Annotated in this window: 14 protein-coding genes; 3 read left to right on the top strand and 11 right to left on the bottom strand. The window is 72.6% G+C overall.

The window, feature by feature from the left end:
• Window positions 1-54: 54 nt before the first annotated feature.
• From galE to rsmI, 11 genes are all read right to left on the bottom strand, one after another.
• A complete protein-coding gene (galE, locus tag ACWGDE_RS23320) occupies window positions 55-1,038 on the bottom strand; it encodes a UDP-glucose 4-epimerase GalE (RefSeq protein WP_453390939.1) in 984 nt (327 codons plus the stop codon).
• A gap of 99 nt (window positions 1,039-1,137) precedes the next feature.
• Window positions 1,138-1,827, bottom strand: a complete 690-nt coding sequence (locus ACWGDE_RS23315) for a response regulator transcription factor (protein ID WP_453390938.1) — start codon at window positions 1,825-1,827, stop codon at window positions 1,138-1,140.
• 137 nt (window positions 1,828-1,964) lie between these two features.
• The gene (locus ACWGDE_RS23310) at window positions 1,965-3,773 is read right to left on the bottom strand and encodes an outer membrane protein assembly factor BamB family protein (RefSeq protein ID WP_453390937.1); all 1,809 of its coding nucleotides are present in this window, start codon (window positions 3,771-3,773) and stop codon (window positions 1,965-1,967) included.
• A gap of 43 nt (window positions 3,774-3,816) precedes the next feature.
• Window positions 3,817-5,481: an outer membrane protein assembly factor BamB family protein gene (locus ACWGDE_RS23305; RefSeq protein WP_453390936.1), complete on the bottom strand. Its 1,665-nt coding sequence runs from the start codon at window positions 5,479-5,481 to the stop codon at window positions 3,817-3,819.
• A gap of 152 nt (window positions 5,482-5,633) precedes the next feature.
• Window positions 5,634-7,433, bottom strand: coding sequence for an ABC-F family ATP-binding cassette domain-containing protein (locus ACWGDE_RS23300; RefSeq protein ID WP_453390935.1), 1,800 nt, complete (start codon window positions 7,431-7,433; stop codon window positions 5,634-5,636).
• A 263-nt stretch (window positions 7,434-7,696) separates the two neighbouring features.
• Window positions 7,697-8,599 carry a 4-(cytidine 5'-diphospho)-2-C-methyl-D-erythritol kinase gene (locus tag ACWGDE_RS23295; protein WP_453390934.1) on the bottom strand — a complete coding sequence of 301 codons (903 nt, stop codon included), beginning with the start codon at window positions 8,597-8,599 and terminating at the stop codon, window positions 7,697-7,699.
• Window positions 8,596-9,435 carry a 16S rRNA (adenine(1518)-N(6)/adenine(1519)-N(6))-dimethyltransferase RsmA gene (rsmA, locus tag ACWGDE_RS23290; protein ID WP_453390941.1) on the bottom strand — a complete coding sequence of 280 codons (840 nt, stop codon included), beginning with the start codon at window positions 9,433-9,435 and terminating at the stop codon, window positions 8,596-8,598. Before rsmA ends, ACWGDE_RS23295 begins: the two co-directional genes overlap by 4 nt.
• A 107-nt stretch (window positions 9,436-9,542) precedes the next feature.
• The gene (locus ACWGDE_RS23285) at window positions 9,543-11,078 is read right to left on the bottom strand and encodes a ubiquitin-like domain-containing protein (protein ID WP_453390940.1); all 1,536 of its coding nucleotides are present in this window, start codon (window positions 11,076-11,078) and stop codon (window positions 9,543-9,545) included.
• Window positions 11,079-11,221: 143 nt separating this feature from the next.
• Window positions 11,222-12,100, bottom strand: coding sequence for a TatD family hydrolase (locus ACWGDE_RS23280; RefSeq protein ID WP_453390933.1), 879 nt, complete (start codon window positions 12,098-12,100; stop codon window positions 11,222-11,224).
• Between the two features lie 10 nt (window positions 12,101-12,110).
• Window positions 12,111-12,578: a hypothetical protein gene (locus tag ACWGDE_RS23275; protein WP_453390932.1), complete on the bottom strand. Its 468-nt coding sequence runs from the start codon at window positions 12,576-12,578 to the stop codon at window positions 12,111-12,113.
• A gap of 160 nt (window positions 12,579-12,738) precedes the next feature.
• Entirely contained in the window at window positions 12,739-13,656 is a 918-nt protein-coding gene (gene rsmI, locus ACWGDE_RS23270) for a 16S rRNA (cytidine(1402)-2'-O)-methyltransferase (protein WP_453390931.1), read from the bottom strand.
• Window positions 13,657-13,744: 88 nt separating this feature from the next.
• On the opposite strand from rsmI, the gene ACWGDE_RS23265 reads away from it, so the two are divergent.
• From ACWGDE_RS23265 to ACWGDE_RS23255, 3 genes are all read left to right on the top strand, one after another.
• Window positions 13,745-15,532 (top strand): dolichyl-phosphate-mannose--protein mannosyltransferase, encoded by a 1,788-nt coding sequence (locus ACWGDE_RS23265; protein ID WP_453390930.1) that lies wholly within the window; start codon window positions 13,745-13,747, stop codon window positions 15,530-15,532.
• A 91-nt stretch (window positions 15,533-15,623) separates the two neighbouring features.
• Window positions 15,624-16,205: a hypothetical protein gene (locus ACWGDE_RS23260; protein ID WP_453390929.1), complete on the top strand. Its 582-nt coding sequence runs from the start codon at window positions 15,624-15,626 to the stop codon at window positions 16,203-16,205.
• A 143-nt stretch (window positions 16,206-16,348) separates the two neighbouring features.
• Window positions 16,349-17,178 (top strand): NTF2-like N-terminal transpeptidase domain-containing protein (locus ACWGDE_RS23255; RefSeq protein ID WP_453390928.1); only part of this gene is annotated, 830 nt, incomplete at its 3' end.

The raw sequence follows: 17,178 nt of genomic DNA, 5'->3' as shown, positions 1-17,178 counted from the left end.
GCACCGGGTGGTGCGGGGGCGCGACGTCCGTACCGGTCGCCGGGACGGCCGCGTTCAGCTGGTACGGGCGCGCAGGTCGCGGGTGAAGTTCCAGGCGTCCGTCACGATCCCCGTGAGGTCGGAGCGCTCCGGGGTCCAGCCGAGGCGCTCGTGCGCCGTGCGCGCCGAGGCGACGAGCACGGCCGGGTCGCCGGCCCGGCGCGGGGCGACGACCTCGGGGATCTCCTCGCCGGTGACCTTGCGGACGGTCTCGATGACCTCGCGGACCGAGAACCCGTTGCCGTTGCCGAGGTTGCACACCAGGTGCTCGCCCTCCTGCGCGGTGCGCAGCGCGGCCAGGTGGGCCTGCGCCAGGTCGGCGACGTGGATGTAGTCCCGCACGCAGGTGCCGTCCGGGGTGGGGTAGTCCTCGCCGAAGACCGAGATCGCCTCCCGCTCACCGAGGGCCACTTGCAGCACCAGCGGGATCAGGTGGCTCTCGGGGTCGTGGCGCTCGCCGAACTCCCCGTAGGCGCCGGCCACGTTGAAGTAGCGCAGCGAGACCGCCGCGAGGCCGTGCGCCGCGCACTCCCCCGTGATCATGTGGTCGACGGCGAGCTTCGTGGCCCCGTAGGGGTTGGTCGGCGCGGTGACCGAGGACTCGGTCAGCGGGCCGCCGACCGGCTCGCCGTAGGTGGCGGCGGTGGAGGAGAACACCAGCTTGCGCACGCCCGCACCGCGCATGGCGGCCAGCAGGGCCATGCTGCCGCCGACGTTGTTCTCCCAGTACTTGCCGGGGTTCGCCACCGACTCGCCGACCTGCGAGGAGGCCGCGAAGTGCAGGACCCCGTCGAAAGAGGAGTCCAGGTACCGGGCGGCGTCCTGGATGCGGCCCTCGATGAACTCGGCGCCGGCCGGGACCCCCTCGCGGAAACCGGTGGAGAGGTCGTCCAGGACGACCACCTCGTGGCCCGCTTCCAGGAGGTGGGCCGCGACCACGCTGCCCACGTATCCGGCGCCACCGGTGACCAGGTACTTCGAAGATGCCGTCGTGCCCACGTTGCTGCTGCCTCTCGCGCGATGACGCACGCGCGATGCGTCGCGTGCTGGTGACCGGCTTACCGGATCAGGGCGCTCCGAGGAAATCCGGGGTACGGATCAGGACGAAGCGGACCCCGACGAGGGCAGTCCTGCCCGCTCCAGCAGGCCGGTACGGGCGGCCAGCGCGGCCGCCTCCAGCCGCGAGCCCACACCGAGCTTCATCAGCACCCGCTGGACGTGCGTGCGCGCGGTGCTCGGCGCGATGGCCATGCCCGCGGCGATGAGCCGGGTGTCCTCGCCCTCGGCGACCCGCACCAGCACCTCCACCTCGCGCGGGGTGAGCAGCCGCAGGAGCCGGCTGCCCTCGTCGTCGGGCTGGGTGGCGGGGTTGAGGAGTTCCGCGAAGGCACCCTGCAACAGCTGCGGGGCGATGGCGACTTCCCCGGCGCGCGCCTTGGCCAGGGCCCGCTCCACGCCCTCGATGCGCTCGTCGTGGCGTACGTAGCCGCAGGCTCCGGCGGCGAAGGCCGCGGCGATGCCGCGCGGGTTCGGCACCGGGCCGAGGACGACCACGGCGATCTGCGGGCGCTCCCGCTTGATCCGGACGATCGGCTCGAAGACCCCGGGTTCGGCGGGCGTGGCGGTGCCCAGCAGGCAGACCTCGGGGGCGCGGCTGATGACCAGCTCGGCGGCGCCCGCGGCCGGGGCGGCGGCCGCCAGGACCCGGTGGCCGCGCAGTTTCAGGGCCGAGGCGAGCGCCTCGGCCAGCAGCCGGTGCTCGTCGACCACCATGACCCGTACGCCCATCGCAACCCACCCCCCACCCTTCTGCCCCGGCAAGCTACACGCTTGTTCGACGGCGCGGTGCGGTTACCGCGCAGAAGCCCCCGGAAGGAAGGACCTTCCGGGGGCTTCGGGTGCTTCTGGGCGGTTGCGCCGCCGGGTCAGCCCGTCGTGAAGGAGACGAACGAGTAGTACGGGTCGGTGGCCACGGAGGACTTGCTGCTCACCGACGTGCGGGCGATGAAGAGCTTCCCGTTGGCGTAGCGGTACTCGTGGCTGTCCGGCAGGTACTGGGTCTCGGCGCGCTGCGATTCCTTGGTCGCCGGGTTCTGCATGAGCACGGTCTCCTTCATCGTCTTGGTGTCGATGGAGACGACCTGGCCGCCGGCGTCGTAGGGCGGGTACTTGTAGGCGATGAGGTTCGACCCGTCCATGCGCAGCGGGTACATCTTGAAGCGCTCGCCGGCGTCGGCGCGGTCGGTGGTCTGCTTGCCGGTCTCGAGGTCGAAGGAGACGATCTCGTTGGTGCGCCCGACCGAGCCCGCGGCGCCCTGGTGCTCCTCGGTCGGCAGGTAGAGCTTGCCGTTGCCGACGATCATGAGGGCGCAGTCCTCGACCTCGGTGGCCCCGCACTCGGGCAGGTAGTTGCCCGCGGTGAGCGGGATGCGCGTCTTGAGCTGGCCCGCGTCGTCGAGGACGAAGAGGTCGCTGACGCCCGTGGCGTTCTTGGCGGTCCTGTTGACGTTCGCCGCGACGATCAGCGGCTTGGTCGAGACGATCTGGGCGAACTCCAGGCCCGCGGCGAGCTTGTACGAGAACTTCGGCGCGCCCGTGACCGGGTCGAGGGCCTGGGCGTACAGGGTGTAGCTCGAGCTCTTGCCGCACCGGCGGATCGCGGCGAGGGCCGGGCCGCCGCCGTAGCCGAGGTCTTCGCAGCCCTCGGCGTCGGTCTTGGGCGACCACAGGACCTTGCCGTCGGCGAGGTTCCAGGCGGCGCCGCCGTCCGTGCCGCCCGCGGCGACGGTCTGGCCGCTGACGGTGACCTCGCCGAACTTGACCGGCTTGTCGCCGCCGGTCTGGGACGTGGAGGTGGCGGACCACAGGAGCTTGCCGCTGATCAGGTCGATGACGCCGACCTGGTTGCACGGCTGGTACTTCTTCTCCGGCGTCGGCATGGCCTCGTCGAAGAGGATCGCCGCCTTGTTGTCGGAGGCGTAGCGGCTGGCTCCGCAGATGTTGCCCTTGAGCGGGGTCTCCCAGGCCTTGGAGCCGTCGGTCAGCTTGTAGCCGACGACCTTGCCCACGTCGGACTTCACGTACGTGGTGTCCGTGAGCCAGGAGCCGTCGATCCGGATGATCTCGGGCGAGTCCGGCATCGGGACGTTGACCAGCGTCTTCGACTTGGTCTTCGTCGGCACCTTCTCGGTACCGGGCTTGTCGCCGCCGGTGCTCGGGCTCGCGCTGCCGTCGGCGACGGGCTGCTTGCCGTCGCCCTCCTCGTCGCCGGAGACGTACCAGAAGCCGCCGCCGACGATGAGGACGATGGCCAGGAGGGCCGCGCCGACGATCATCAGCTGGGTGCGTACGTCATTGCCGCCGGAGCCCGTCGCGGCCGGGGTCTGGGCCGCGTACATGGGCGTGGTGACGGGCTGCGGCTGCTGCTGCGGGTAGCCGTAGCCCGCCTGCGGATAGCCGTAACCGGGCTCACCCGCGGGGCTCGCGGGCGAGGGCGCGGCCGCGGGGGCCGAGGGCACGGTGGCCGGGGTCGCGGGGGCGGCCGGGGTTTCGGGGGCGGCCGGCGGCCCGGCGGGGACCGTCGGCGGCTGGGCCGGCGGCTGCGGGGGCTGTGCCGGCTTGGCGGGCGCCGTGGGCGGCACCGGCGGGGGCGCGCCGAAGGCGCCCGGCTGGGGCTCCTGGGGCGCGCCGAAACCGCCGGACGGCGGCTGGCTGGGGGGCGGCGGGGTACTCATCTGGATCTCCTTGCGTGGGAAACGCGGCCTTCAGGGGGAGCGCTCACTTGCCGAAGACCATCAGGAACTTCTCGTCCTTGTTCTGCGCTTGCAGGTGGTCGGCCGAGAGGAACATCCGGCCGTCCACGTAGTCGATGACCGGGGTGTAGAAGGAGCTCTCCACGGCGGACGCGGGGCCGGAAGGGTTGCGCAGGACCGCGGTGGGCGTGCCGCCGGCGGCCGGGACCGTCAGGACCTCGCCGCCCTTGTCGGCCTCCGCCTTGCGGTAGAAGAACAGTTGGCCGCCGGCCGCCTTGAGCGGGACGATGGTGCGGCCGTCGCCGGCCGGGGTGCGCCACTTCTCCTTGCCGCTGCCGAGGTCGAAGGCGACGATCTCGTTGGCCTTGCCCGCTTCGGGCGAGGTCGGCAGGTAAAGGGTGTTGGCGTCGACCCGCGAGGAGCCGCAGCCCTGCAGGGACCGGTTGAAGAGGCCGCCGCAGCCGACGGGGAACTGGCCCTCGCCGGAGACGGTGGTGCGCTGCTTGCCGTCGGGCCCCAGGACCACGATGGAGCGTTCCTTCTTCTCGTTGCCGAGGTCGAGGACGATCGGGTCCAGCGAGTAGACGCTCTTGACCTGGACGCCCTTGGGGAGGCTGTAGGTCCAGGTGCTCTTGCCGGTGACCGGGTCCGCGTCCATGACCTGGACGGTCTTGTCGGCGTCCTGGCAGGTCGCGATGGCGATCATCTTGTTGTTCATGGCGACGAAGTCGCCGGGCTGGCAGCCCTCGGCCCTCTTGTTGTCGAAGAGCTTGTCCCCGGTGCTGACCTTGAAGACGCTGGTCATGCCCATCCGGTTGACGACCAGGGAGTCCCCGGCGAGCGCGAGGTCGGGGTTGGTGAAGATGTCGAAGAGGCCTTCCTTCGGCACCTCGTGCGACCACCCCTCCTTGCCGTTCTTGAGGTCGATCATCCGCATCTGGTCGCAGGTGGCGCTGTCGGACTCGCCGTTCTTGTACATGACGACGGTCTTGCCGTCCGCGGTCTGGCCGCCGGCGACTCCGCAGATCACGGCGGGGAGGGTGAGGGTCCACTTCTCCTTGCCGTCGGCGATGCCGTAGCCCGTGACCGACTTCCACACGGTTTTGACGACGGTGTCGCCGACGATCCACTGACCCTTGGAGTCGACGCCGCTGCCGGGGCCGTCGATCTTGCTGGTCTTGAACCAGAGGACCTTGTCCTCGCCCTGCTTGCGGCCGGCGTTGAAGTCTTCCTTGTCGCCGCTGCCGTTGCCGCTGCCGTCGCCCTTGTCCACGGAGGCGGAGGGCGAGGCCTTGTCGTCGGTGGGCGGCGGCGTGATGTCCTGCCCGATGACCTTGTCCTTGCCCTTGCCGTCGCCCGCGAGGACGAAGTAGCCGCCGGCGCCCAGAACGAGCACGCCGGCGACGGAGGCCGCGAGGATCACGGCGAGCTTCTTGTTCGGCTTGGCGGGCTGCGCCGGAGACATGCCGGGAGCGGTGGGCGGCATGTTCGGGGGCGGCGGGAAACCGTAGCCGCCGGGCGGCTGCTGGCCGTACGGACCCTGCTGCTGGGGCTGCTGCGGCTGGGGCTGCTGGGCGTACGGGTTCTCGCCTTGCGGCGGAAAGCCGGAACCGGACTGGGGCGGGCCGGGCAAGTGGCCGTAACCGGAAGGTGTCGGCGGCTGGTTCGGCGGCTGGGGCGGCTCGGTCATCAGCGCATACCTTCGGCTTCGGGTGGTCGGAGGATGACCTTTCTATCACTGACGGGTCGGACTGCGGCGGGCCGGTCCTCCCCCTGTACCCAAGGGAGGACCGGCCCGTGATGCCGTCGTTATCCGGCCAGTTGGGGCGAGGGCCCCGGAACTTACGCCTCCTCGGCCAGCTCCAGCCAGCGCATCTCCAACTCGTCCCGGTCCGAGATGAGTTCGCGCAGTTCCGCGTCGAGCTTGGCGACCTTGTCGAAGTCGGTGGAGTTCTCCGCGATCTGGGCGTGCAGATTGCTCTCGCGGTCCGACATCTTGTTGAGCTGCCGCTCGATCTTCTGCAGCTCCTTCTTGGCGGCGCGCGCGTCCCCGGAGGCCGAGGACTTGGCGGCGGCGGCCGGGGCGGGCGCCGGGGAGGCCGCCTCGATCATCCGCCGGCGGCGCTCCAGGTACTCGTCCAGGCCGCGCGGCAGCATCCGCAGGCTCGCGTCGCCGAGCAGGGCCATCACCGTGTCGGTGGTGCGCTCGATGAAGAACCGGTCGTGGGAGATCACGATCATCGAGCCGGGCCAGCCGTCGAGGAGGTCCTCCAGCTGGGTCAGGGTCTCGATGTCGAGGTCGTTGGTGGGCTCGTCGAGGAACAGGACGTTGGGCTCGTCCATCAGCAGGCGCAGGATCTGCAGCCGGCGGCGCTCACCGCCGGAGAGGTCGCCGACGGGTGTCCACTGCTTCTCCTTGGTGAAGCCGAACTGCTCGCACAGCTGGCCCGCCGTCATCTCGCGGCCCTTGCCGAGGTCCACTCGGTCGCGGACGCGCTGGACGGCCTCCAGGACCCGCAGGGACGGGTCGAGCTCGCCGACCTCCTGGGAGAGGTAGGCCAGCTTGACGGTCTTGCCGACGGTCACGGTGCCGGCGGCCGGCTGGACCTCGCCCTGGGTGCGGGCGGCCTCGCCGAGGGCGCGCAGCAGGGAGGTCTTGCCGGCGCCGTTGACGCCGACGAGGCCGACGCGGTCGCCGGGGCCCAGGTGCCAGGTGAGGTGCTTGAGCAGGGTCTTGGGTCCGGCCTGGACGGTGACGTCCTCGAGGTCGAACACGGTCTTGCCGAGGCGGGCGTTGGCGAACTTCATCAGCTCGGACTTGTCGCGCGGCGGCGGCACGTCGGCGATCAGCTCGTTGGCGGCCTCGATGCGGTAGCGCGGCTTGGAGGTGCGGGCCGGGGCGCCGCGGCGCAGCCAGGCCAGCTCCTTGCGCATCAGGTTCTGCCGCTTGGACTCCTCCGTCGCGGCGATGCGGTCGCGCTCGGCGCGGGCGAAGACGTAGTCGCTGTAGCCGCCCTCGTACTCGTGGACGTCACCGCGCTGGACGTCCCACATGCGGGTGCAGACCTGGTCCAGGAACCAGCGGTCGTGGGTGACGCAGACGAGCGCGGAGCGGCGCTCCTGGAGGTGCTTGGCGAGCCAGGAGATGCCCTCGACGTCGAGGTGGTTGGTGGGCTCGTCGAGTACGAGGAGGTCCTGGTCGGCGATGAGCAGCTTGGCCAGCGCGATGCGCCGGCGCTCGCCGCCGGAGAGCGGGCCGATGACGGTGTCGAGGCCCTGTCCGAAGCCGGGCAGGTCGAGGCCGCCGAAGAGTCCGGTCAGCACGTCGCGGATCTTGGAGCTGCCGGCCCACTCGTGGTCGGCCATGTCCCCGATGATCTCGTGCCGGACGGTGGCCTTGGGATCGAGCGAGTCGTGCTGGGTGAGCACGCCCATCTGCAGGCCGCTGTTCTGGGTGACCCGACCGCTGTCGGGCTCCTCCAGCTTGGCGAGCATGCGGATGAGGGTGGTCTTGCCGTCGCCGTTGCGGCCGACGACGCCGATCCGGTCCCCCTCGGATACGCCGAGGGAGATGCCGTCGAGCAGGGTACGGGTGCCGTACACCTTGCTGACTGCCTCGACATTGACCAGGTTGACGGCCATCAGGAGCGCTCCAGGGAAGGGGTGTGGATCAGCCCCTCAGCCTAACCCTCCGCGAAGTGCCGGACCGTTCCACCGGGAGCCGCCCGCCGAGTACCAGGGCGATCACGGCGGGCGGACGGCCGCGTGTCGGCGGCTTTCATCACACGGTGACCGTCCGTGCATCCGATGGCGGAGGTCTTGTGGGCCGATCCGGTGAGCTCTGCGGACCGAAGGGTGACACCGGGCCCACGGGCCCGGCAGGCCCCACCGGTCCCGCGGCGGACTCAGGCCGGCAGGACCGTCGCGCCCGGGGCCGGGCTGCTCGCCACGTGGGTGCTGCGGCAGGTCGCGGAGGCTTCGAGGGCCGCCGCCACCTTGGCCGCCGATGCGGCGTCGCGGACCAGGAAGGCCGTCGTCGGGCCCGAGCCGGAGACCAGGGCGGCCAGGGCTCCGGCGTCCGTCCCCGCGGCCAGGGTGTCGGCGAGCTGCGGGCGCAGGGACAGGGCCGCGGGCTGGAGGTCGTTGGCCAGGGTCGCGGCCAGCGCGTCCGGGTCGCCGGAGGCCAGGGCGGCCAGCAGCGCCGGGGAGGCCTCCGGGACGGGGACCTCCGCCTCCGCGGTGAGGCGGTCGAACTCGCGGAACACCGCCGGGGTGGACAGGCCGCCGTCGGCGACCGCGAACACCCAGTGGAAGGTTCCCGCGGCCACCGGGGTCAGGATCTCCCCGCGGCCGGTGCCGAGCGCCGCCCCGCCGACCAGGCTGAACGGGACGTCGCTGCCCAGCTCGGCGCAGATCGCCAGGAGCTCCTCGCGCGGGGTGTCCAGGCCCCACAGCGCGTCACAGGCGAGGAGCGCCGCCGCGCCGTCGGCGCTGCCGCCGGCCATGCCGCCCGCCACCGGGATGCGCTTGTCGATGTGGAGGTGGACCGAGGGGGTCAGGCCGCCCCGGGCCGCCAGGATCTCCGCGGCCCGGGCGGCGAGGTTGGTGCGGTCCAGGGGGACCTTGTCCGCGTCCGGGCCCGCGCAGGTGACCTTCAGGGTCTCGCAGGGCGTCGCCGTGACCTCGTCGTACAGGGACACGGCCAGGAAGACGTTGGCCAGGTCGTGGAAGCCGTCCGGCCGCGCGGCGCCCACCGCGAGCTGGACGTTGACCTTCGCGGGGACCCGTACGGTGACCGCGTCGCTCACAGCGCGGGCCTTTCCGCGGCCGGCTTGTGCTCGGCGATCGCCGCGAACTCCTCGACGGTGAGGGACTCTCCGCGTGCCTGCGGGGAGATCCCGGCGGCGACCAGCGCGGCCTCCGCGCCCGCGGCCGATCCGGCCCAGCCGGACAGCGCGGCGCGCAGGGTCTTGCGGCGCTGGGCGAAGGCGGCGTCGACGACCGCGAAGACCTCGGCCTTGGAGGCGGTGGTCTTGACCGGCTCCGCACGGCGGACCAGCGAGACGAGCCCGGAGTCCACGTTCGGCGCGGGCCAGAAGACCTTCCGGCCGATCGCACCGGCCCGCTTGACGTCCGCGTACCAGTTGGCCTTGACGGAGGGGACTCCGTACACCTTGTTGCCGGGCTCGGCCGCGAGCCGGTCGGCGACCTCCGACTGGACCATGACCAGCGTCCGCTCGATGCTGGGGAAGCGGTCGAGCATGGTCAGCAGCACCGGCACGGCCACGTTGTACGGCAGGTTCGCGACGAGCGCGGTCGGCGCCGGCCCGGGCAGCTCCGTGACGAGCATGGCGTCGGAATGGACCAGCGCGAAGCGGTCCTTGCGCTGCGGCATGCGGGCCTCGATGGTCGCGGGCAGCGCGGCGGCGAGGATGTCGTCGATCTCGACGGCCACGACCCGGTCGGCGGCTTCGAGCAGTGCGAGCGTCAGCGAGCCGAGGCCCGGGCCGACCTCGACGACCACGTCGTCCGGGCGGACCTCGGCGGTGCGCACGATGCGGCGCACCGTGTTCGCGTCGATGACGAAGTTCTGGCCCTTCTGCTTCGTCGGCTTCACGCCGAGTACGGCGGCCAGCTCCCGGATGTCGGCCGCGCCGAGGAGGGAAGAGGTTTCGGGCGCGGGAGTGGCCTCGGGCGAGGCCTCGGACGAGGTCTCGGGCCGCTCGGACTCGGGCTGCTGCTCTGCTGTGCTCACCGATAAAGGGTACGGCCGCAGTGCGGCCACGGACTCGCCCCCCGCTGCACGTAGAGCTTCTTGGCACGGTACGTCTGTTCCGGGCCCGGCGCGTCCTGGGGGCGGCCGCTGCCGCCGAGGGACTGCCAGGTCTGGACGTCGAACTGGTAGAGGCCTCCGTAGGTCCCCGAGGGGTCGGTGGCGGAGGGCCGGCCGCCGGACTCGCAGCGGGCCAGGGCCGCCCAGTCGAGGCCGTCGGCGCCCGCGACGGAGTTCGGCAGCGGCTTGGTGCCGATCTTGACGAGCTGGGTGACGGGCTCGCGGACGGTCTCCTCGGCGATCTTGCGGGGCTTCTGCCTGACGCCGTTGACGGTGCGCAGGCTGTACGTGACCCTGCGGGCCCCGGGCCGGCCGGAGCGCTCGACGACCTCGGTGCCGGCGAAGAGGGTGGCGTCCTTGACCTTCTCGGTCTCGTACGGGATGCGTTCCTCGCGGATCTCGCGGGTGCCGGTGATGCGGAGCACGGTGACGGTCTGGCCGTCGCGCGGGAAGGCGCCGGGGGGCACGGAGGTGGTGTCCTGGCCGTGGAGGGTGATGCCGGCCTGGTCGAGGGCCTCCTGAACGGTGGCGGCGTTGGTGCGGATGACGCTCTCGCGGCCGTCGGCCATGAAGGTGATGCTGCGCTCGGTGCGGACGGCGAGGGCCAGTCCGGTGCGCGGGACGGGGGCGGTGCGGGGGGCGGAGAGGTAGGCGCCCTCGGCGCGGATGCCGAACTGGCGCAGTGCGCCCTCCACGGTGCGGGCCGTGGTCCACACCTCGCGCCGCTCCCCGTCGAGGGTCAGGCGCAGGGGGCGGCCGTAGCGGACGACGATCTCGTCCCCGTCGTCGAGGGCCTCGCCGCGGGCGGGGGCGACGAGGTCGTGGGGGCCGACGCCGAGGCCTTGGGCGGCGAGGAGTCCGTCCACGTCGTCGGCGAAGGTGTGCAGGGTCCGCGGGACCCCGTCGACGGTGAGGCGTACGGCCTTGTCGGCGGCGACGAAGGCGGTGGTGCCGCCCGCGAGGAAGGCGACGACCAGGGCCTGCGGCACGATCCGCCGCCAGTTGTCGCGCGGTGCGGGTGCGCTCGCGCGGCGCCGGGTGCGGGGGCCGGTGGCGGGCCCGGCCGGGGCGGGCACGGTGTCGAGGCCGCCCCTGCGGCGCCCGGTCCCCGCGGGCGCGGCGGCCTCGGCGGATGCGCCGGCCCAGGCCTCCGGCGGTGGGGCCGGCTCGGTGCGGCGGCGGCGGCCCGTGGCCGGGGGCTGCGGCGGTGGGGCGGCGGCCCGGCCGCGGGCCCTGCGCCGGGGCCCGGCCTCGGCGGGAGTGCGCGTACGCCCGCCGTCCCGCGGGGCGGGCACCGCGGGCTCGGGCACCACGGGCTCCGGGTCCGCGGGCTCGGGCGGTTCTGCGGCGGCCCGACCGGTCTGGGCGGCCATCGCCTCCGCCCAGCCGACGACGCCGCCGCCGGAGTCCTCGTCCCCGGGCCAGGGGTCCCGTCCACCGGGGGGCCAGGCCATATCGCTCACGACGCTCGCTCCACTGGTCCGTCCGGCTGCTTCGGGCACGGCACCCTAGCGGAGCGGCCGTCACGGTACAAAGCCGGACGGTCACGGAACGTGGCGAACGGGTGAAGGGGAACGGGTGTCGGGAGGAGGGCGGCTCAGTAGTCGAAGGCGCGCGCCGTGTTCGCGGCCAGAGCCGTGGCCATCGCGTCCTCGTCGATGCCGCGGACGGCGGCCATCGCCCGTACGGTCAGCGGGATCAGGTAGGGGGCGTTGGGCCGTCCGCGGTACGGGGCCGGGGTCAGGTAGGGGGCGTCGGTCTCCACGAGGACCAGTTCCAGCGGGGCCACCGCCAGCGCGTCGCGCAGCGGCTGGGCGTTCTTGAAGGTCACGGTTCCGGCGAAGGACATGTAGTAGCCGGCGGCGGCGCACTCCCGGGCCATGTCGGCGTCGCCGGAGTAGCAGTGGAAGACGGTCCGCTCGGGCGCGCCCTCCTCGCGCAGGACGCGCAGGACGTCCGCGTGGGCCTCGCGGTCGTGGATGACGAGGGCCTTGCCCTGCCGCTTGGCGATCTCGATGTGGGCGCGGAAGGAGCGTTCCTGCGCGGCCATGCCCTCCGGGCCGGTCCGGAAGTGGTCGAGCCCGGTCTCCCCGACGGCCTTCACGTGGGCGAGGGCGGCGAGGGCCTCGATCTCGGCGAGCGCCTCGTCGAGCGCGGCCTGGCCGCCGCCCGCCCGGGCGCCCTGCCGGGACCAGCCGTCGGGGTCCCCGTGCACGATGCGGGGGGCTTCGTTGGGGTGCAGGGCCACGGCCGCGTGGACGTTGTCGTACGCGGCGGCGGTCTCGGCCGCCCAGCGCGAGCCCTTGACGTCGCAGCCGACCTGGACGACGGTGCTCACCCCGACGGAGGCGGCCTTGGCCAGGCCCTCCTCGACGGTGCCGGACTGCATGTCCAGGTGGGTGTGGGAGTCGGCGACCGCCACCCGGAGCGGTTCGGGCAGCGGGGGCGGCGCGTCGTTCGACGTACTACGGCTCATGCGGCCGATCTTATGACCGGCGGAAGATCCCGAGCAGACGGGCCAGCAGCCCGGGGCGCTCCACCGCCACGGGTCCGGGGGCGTCGTGCCGGGCCGCGGGCTTGCGCGGCTTCGGGGGCCTCGGCGTGTATCCGGCCGGCACCGGTCCCGCGATGCCGGGGGCCGCGCGGTGGTGGTACAGCTGGTCGAGCATGCCCACGACCGAGTTGACCTGGCCTTCGCGCATGATCCGCACCACGTGCCCGCCGCAGTTCATGCAGGTCGGGTTGGACAGGGGCGAGGGGACCCGCTCGCCGTCCACCGTGTAGACGATGAAGGGCTGGCCCGAGCCATCGACGTGGTGTTCTATCTCGTAGCCCTGCTCCCAGCCGTATCCGCACTTCATGCACGCGAAGGCGTACGCCTCGTGCACGGTCGGTACGGCGGTGGCCGGGGCGGCGGGTGCGGCGACTGGACGGGGTTCGGCGATCTCACTCATGCCAGCTCCTCTTGTTCCACTGGTGCCATTGCCAGTGGACGCCTCTTCGGGCGGGAGCGCATCAGGCCCTGTCTACTGTTGGACGGTCTTTGGGCGAGTCATGCCCAAAGCGCCCGGTGCGCGGTCTGAGCTTTGCTTTTCAGGTTAGCTCTTTACCGACCTACGGCACCTTTTGTGCCGCATTCTTTGCCGCCACGACCGCGTCGAAGACCTCGCGCTTGGGTACTCCGGCCTCCAGGGCGACCGCCGCGATGGCCTCCTTGCGCCGCTCGCCCGCCTCCTCGCGCACCCGTACGCGGTTCACGAGCTCCTCGGCGTCCACGTCTCCGGGGGCCGCCGCCGGGGCGCCCTCGACGACGACGGTGATCTCCCCGCGCACGCCCTCGGCGGCCCAGGCGGCCAGCTCGCCGAGCCCGCCGCGCTTGACCTCCTCGTACGTCTTGGTCAGCTCGCGGCAGACGGCGGCCCGGCGGTCGGCGCCGAAGACCTCGGCCATCGCGGCCAGGGTGTCGTCGAGCCGGTGCGGGGCCTCGAAGTAGACGAGGGTGCGGCGCTCGCCCTCGACCTCGCGGAGTTTGCCGAGGCGCTCGCCGGCCTTGCGCGGCAGGAAGCCCTCGAAGCAGAAGCGGTCCACGGGCAGCCCGGAGAGGGCGAGCGCGGTGAGGACGGCGGAGGGGCCGGGGACGGCCGTGACCTTGATGTCCTTCTCCACGGCGGCGGCGACCAGCCGGTATCCGGGGTCGGAGACCGAGGGCATGCCGGCGTCGGTCACCAGCAGGACCCGCTTGCCGGCCTCCAGGGCCTCGACCAGTTCGGGGGTGCGCGCGGACTCGTTGCCCTCGAAGTACGACAGGACCCGCCCGGTGGTGTGCACGCCGAGCCCCTGGGTCAGCCGGCGCAGCCGCCTGGTGTCCTCGGCGGCGATCACGTCGGCCCGTTCCAGCTCGGTCGCGAGGCGCGGCGGAGCGTCCGCGAGGTCGCCGATGGGCGTCCCGGCGAGTACGAGGACGCCCGCGCCGTGCGCGTCGGAGGCGGCCGGGGAGGGGGTTTCGGCGGAGCGGGGCTGGTCAGTGGTCACCGCCCCATCCTCTCAGCCGTCCCGACCGGCACGCCCCACGCTCCCTTCCCCCTGGGTTTGACACAGGCTCGTTCCCTACGATGACCCGGTGACCAGTACCGCGACGCCGCCGCCCAGCCCCGCGGGGGCCCCGCCCGCCCTCCCGGCGGGGCCCGAGCCCAGCCCCGGACCCGCCGACCAGCCGTCGGCCTGGCTGCGCCGCCTGCGCGGTTTCGGCTACGTGCCGCCCGCTCCGGCGAAGCGGCAGTCGGACGTGCGCACCCGCCTGGTGCCCCCGTACGCGCGGCCCTCCGCACAGCTGTGGACGCAGCTGGGCGTCTCGCCCGCCGCGGCGGAGACCTGGCAGCGGGTGCTGGCGTGGGCCGGGCCGCTGGTGGTGGCGCTGGTCGCGGGGGTGCTGCGGTTCGCCCACCTGGGCAGCCCGAAGGCGGTGATATTCGACGAGACGTATTACGCGAAGGACGCCTGGGCCACGATCCGCCAGGGGTACGAGGCGAGCTGGCCCAAGGACATCGACAAGTCGATCCTCGCCAACCCGGACGGGATCTCCCTCCCGCTGGACCCGGGCTACGTCGTGCACCCGCCGGTCGGCAAGTGGGTGATCGGCCTGGGCGAGTGGATGTTCGGCTTCGATCCGTTCGGCTGGCGGTTCATGACCGCGCTGCTCGGCACGCTGTCCGTGCTGATGCTGTGCCGGATCGGCCGGCGGCTGTTCCGCTCCACGTTCCTGGGCTGCCTCGCGGGCACGCTGATGGCGGTGGACGGCCTGCACTTCGTGATGAGCCGCGTCGCGCTGCTCGACCTGGTGCTGATGTTCTTCGTCCTGGCGGCCTTCGGCTCGCTGGTGATCGACCGGGACAAGGCGCGGGCCCGGCTCGCGGCGGCGCTCCCGGTGGACGAGGAGGGGCGGACCCGTCCGGACGCCCGGATCGCGGAAACGCTGCGCCTGGGCTGGCGCCCGTACCGGCTCCTGGCCGGGATCTGCCTGGGCCTGGCCTTCGGCACGAAGTGGAACGGCCTGATCGTGCTGGCCTTCTTCGGCGTGCTGACCGTCCTGTGGGACGCGGCCGCGCGCCGCACCGCCGGCGCGGGCACCCCGTACGCGGCGATGCTGCGCCGGGACGCGCTGCCCGGCTTCCTGTCGACCGTGCCGGTGGCGATCGCGGTCTACGTGACCTCGTGGCTCGGCTGGATCCTCTCCCCCGACAACGGCAAGGGCGGGTACTTCCGCGACTGGGCCGCCGAGAACGACCAGCACAGCTCGCTCTCGTTCCTGCCGGAGTGGCTGCGCAGCATGTGGCACTACGAAACGGCGGTCTACAAGTTCCACGTGGGCCTGACCGACGGCCACACCTACGAGTCGAACCCGTGGAGCTGGCTGGTCGTGGGCCGGCCCGTCTCCTACTTCTACGAGTCCCCCGCGCCCGGCACCGACGGCTGCCCGGCGACCGAGACGGCCAAGTGCGCGCGCGAGGTGCTGGCGCTCGGCACCCCGCTGCTGTGGTGGACCGGCTGCTTCGCGCTGCTGTACGTGCTGTGGCGGTGGTTCTTCCGCCGCGACTGGCGGGCGGGCGCGATCGCGTGCGCGCTGGCCGCGGGCCTGCTGCCCTGGTTCAACTACCAGGAGCGGACCATCTTCTTCTTCTACGCGGTGGTCTTCCTCCCGTACCTCTGCCTGGCGGTGGCCATGATGATCGGCGCCCTGCTGGGCCCGGCCGGCTCCACGGAACTGCGCCGCGCCCTGGGCGCGGTGGCGGCGGGCGTCCTCGTCCTCCTGATCATCTGGAACTTCATCTACTTCTGGCCGATCTACACGGGCCAGACGATCCCGATCGACTCCTGGAGAAACAGGATGTGGCTGGACACCTGGGTCTAGCAGCCGCACCCCCGGGCCCGTCGCTCGCGAGCGACGGGCCCGTCGTGAAAAGGCCTGCCCCCGGGTCCGCGGGCGCCCTATGGTCAGCGCCATGGACGGGCAGTGGGCGGTGGTCGTGGGCGCGGGGCTGGGTGCCGGCGGAGCGATGGTGGGCGCCCTCACCACGTGGGCGAGTTCGCGGCTCCAGGCCCGCTCCCAGCTGAACGTGGCACGGCTGCAGCACGGTGCGGCCCACGACGCCGAGACGATCGCCCGCAAACGCGCGGCCTACTCGGACCTGGTGCTGTCCGTGGACACGGCCCGCCGGCAGATGCGGATCGTCCGGCAGCACGTTCAGGGCGCGCTCGGCACCGACGGCGAACTCCAGGACAAACGGGACGCCGTTCACGATCGGATACGGGAGATGCAGGCCGCCGAATGGGTCCTGCGGCTCATGCTCCCCGATGACGAGCAAGCAGCCGTCACCGCACTCGCGAACGCGGTCTACAGCAGCCATCAGGCACTCATCGACGATGTGGACGAGTGGCTCGAGCGGACGCCCGCCGGCGGGGTGCGCGAGCCCTGGGACACCACTCGCTACCCCCGCGCGGCCTCCGCCCTGCAGGAACAGATGATGACGTTCGCGGGCATCGCGCACGCGCGGCTGTACGCCCCGTTCGGCACCCGGGCCTGACGGGGCGCCCGTTCGCATGTTCCGGTCCGGTAACAAGGCCTTCGGTCGCTCGCCCGTTCGACGTAAGGTCTACTCCAAGGGCCCTTTGAACGCGTTCAGCGATCGGGGAAGGGGGCCACGGTACGGGGGACGGGGATCGTGAAGTGAACGGGGCTGCCAAGGGCGCCATCGTCGGCGGGGTGTTCCTCGCGATGCTGGGCGGAGCCGGGTACGGGGTGTACGCGCTGGTCGGGGACGAGAGCGGGGGCGGGGAGAAGACCCAGAGCGCCTCCGGCACGTCGGCACCCGGCAAGGGCACCGGGCCGGTCAGCGACAAGGACGCGGCGCAGACCGCCAAGGCCTTCCTCGCCGCATGGGCGGCGGGGGACGCGCGCGCGGCCGCCGACCTGACCAACAACCCGGCGGAGGCGCAGGAGTACGTCGGGGGCTACAAGGCCGACGCGGGCGTGACCAAGGCCGTGATCACCCCCGGCACGCAGGAGGGGACCACGGTGACCTACTCCGTGGCCGCCGAAGTGACGTTCTCGGGGGTCACCAAGCCCCTCGCCTACGAGTCCAAGCTGACCGTGGTGCGCGGCAACACCACCGGCCTGCCGCTGGTCGACTGGCAGCCCTCGGTGATCCACCCGCAGCTCCAGAAGGGCGAGCGGCTGCGCGGCGGCACCCCGGAGAGCCCGCCCGTCAAGGCCGTCGACCGCAACGGCAAGGAGCTGACGGCCGAGAAGTACCCCTCGCTGCGCCCGGTGCTCGACAAGCTGCGCGCGACGTACGGGGCGAAGCTGGGCGGCACGGGCGGCGCCGAGCTGTGGATCAAGCCGGCCACCGCCGACCAGCCCAAGCGGAGCCTGCTGACGCTGGTCGAGGGCACTCCGGGGCGGATCGAGACCGTCCTGGACGCCGATGTCCAGGAGGCCGCCGAGAAGGCGGTCCTGAAGTTCCCGCAGGCGTCGGTGGTCGCCGTCCAGCCCAGCAC

The sequence above is a fragment of the Streptomyces sp. NPDC054956 genome, from assembly GCF_053609185.1.
Note: the sequence above shows the minus strand (reverse complement) of the source record. Positions and strands in the feature narration are given on the sequence as shown.

Coding starts and splice junctions, on each gene's coding strand:
- ACWGDE_RS23315 (WP_453390938.1), bottom strand. CDS start 1,827: ATGGGCGTACGGGTCATGGTGGTCGACGAGCACCGGCTGCTGGCCGAG.
- ACWGDE_RS23310 (WP_453390937.1), bottom strand. CDS start 3,773: ATGAGTACCCCGCCGCCCCCCAGCCAGCCGCCGTCCGGCGGTTTCGGC.
- ACWGDE_RS23305 (WP_453390936.1), bottom strand. CDS start 5,481: ATGACCGAGCCGCCCCAGCCGCCGAACCAGCCGCCGACACCTTCCGGT.
- ACWGDE_RS23300 (WP_453390935.1), bottom strand. CDS start 7,433: ATGGCCGTCAACCTGGTCAATGTCGAGGCAGTCAGCAAGGTGTACGGC.
- ACWGDE_RS23285 (WP_453390940.1), bottom strand. CDS start 11,078: ATGGCCTGGCCCCCCGGTGGACGGGACCCCTGGCCCGGGGACGAGGAC.
- ACWGDE_RS23280 (WP_453390933.1), bottom strand. CDS start 12,100: ATGAGCCGTAGTACGTCGAACGACGCGCCGCCCCCGCTGCCCGAACCG.
- ACWGDE_RS23275 (WP_453390932.1), bottom strand. CDS start 12,578: ATGAGTGAGATCGCCGAACCCCGTCCAGTCGCCGCACCCGCCGCCCCG.
- ACWGDE_RS23260 (WP_453390929.1), top strand. CDS start 15,624: ATGGACGGGCAGTGGGCGGTGGTCGTGGGCGCGGGGCTGGGTGCCGGC.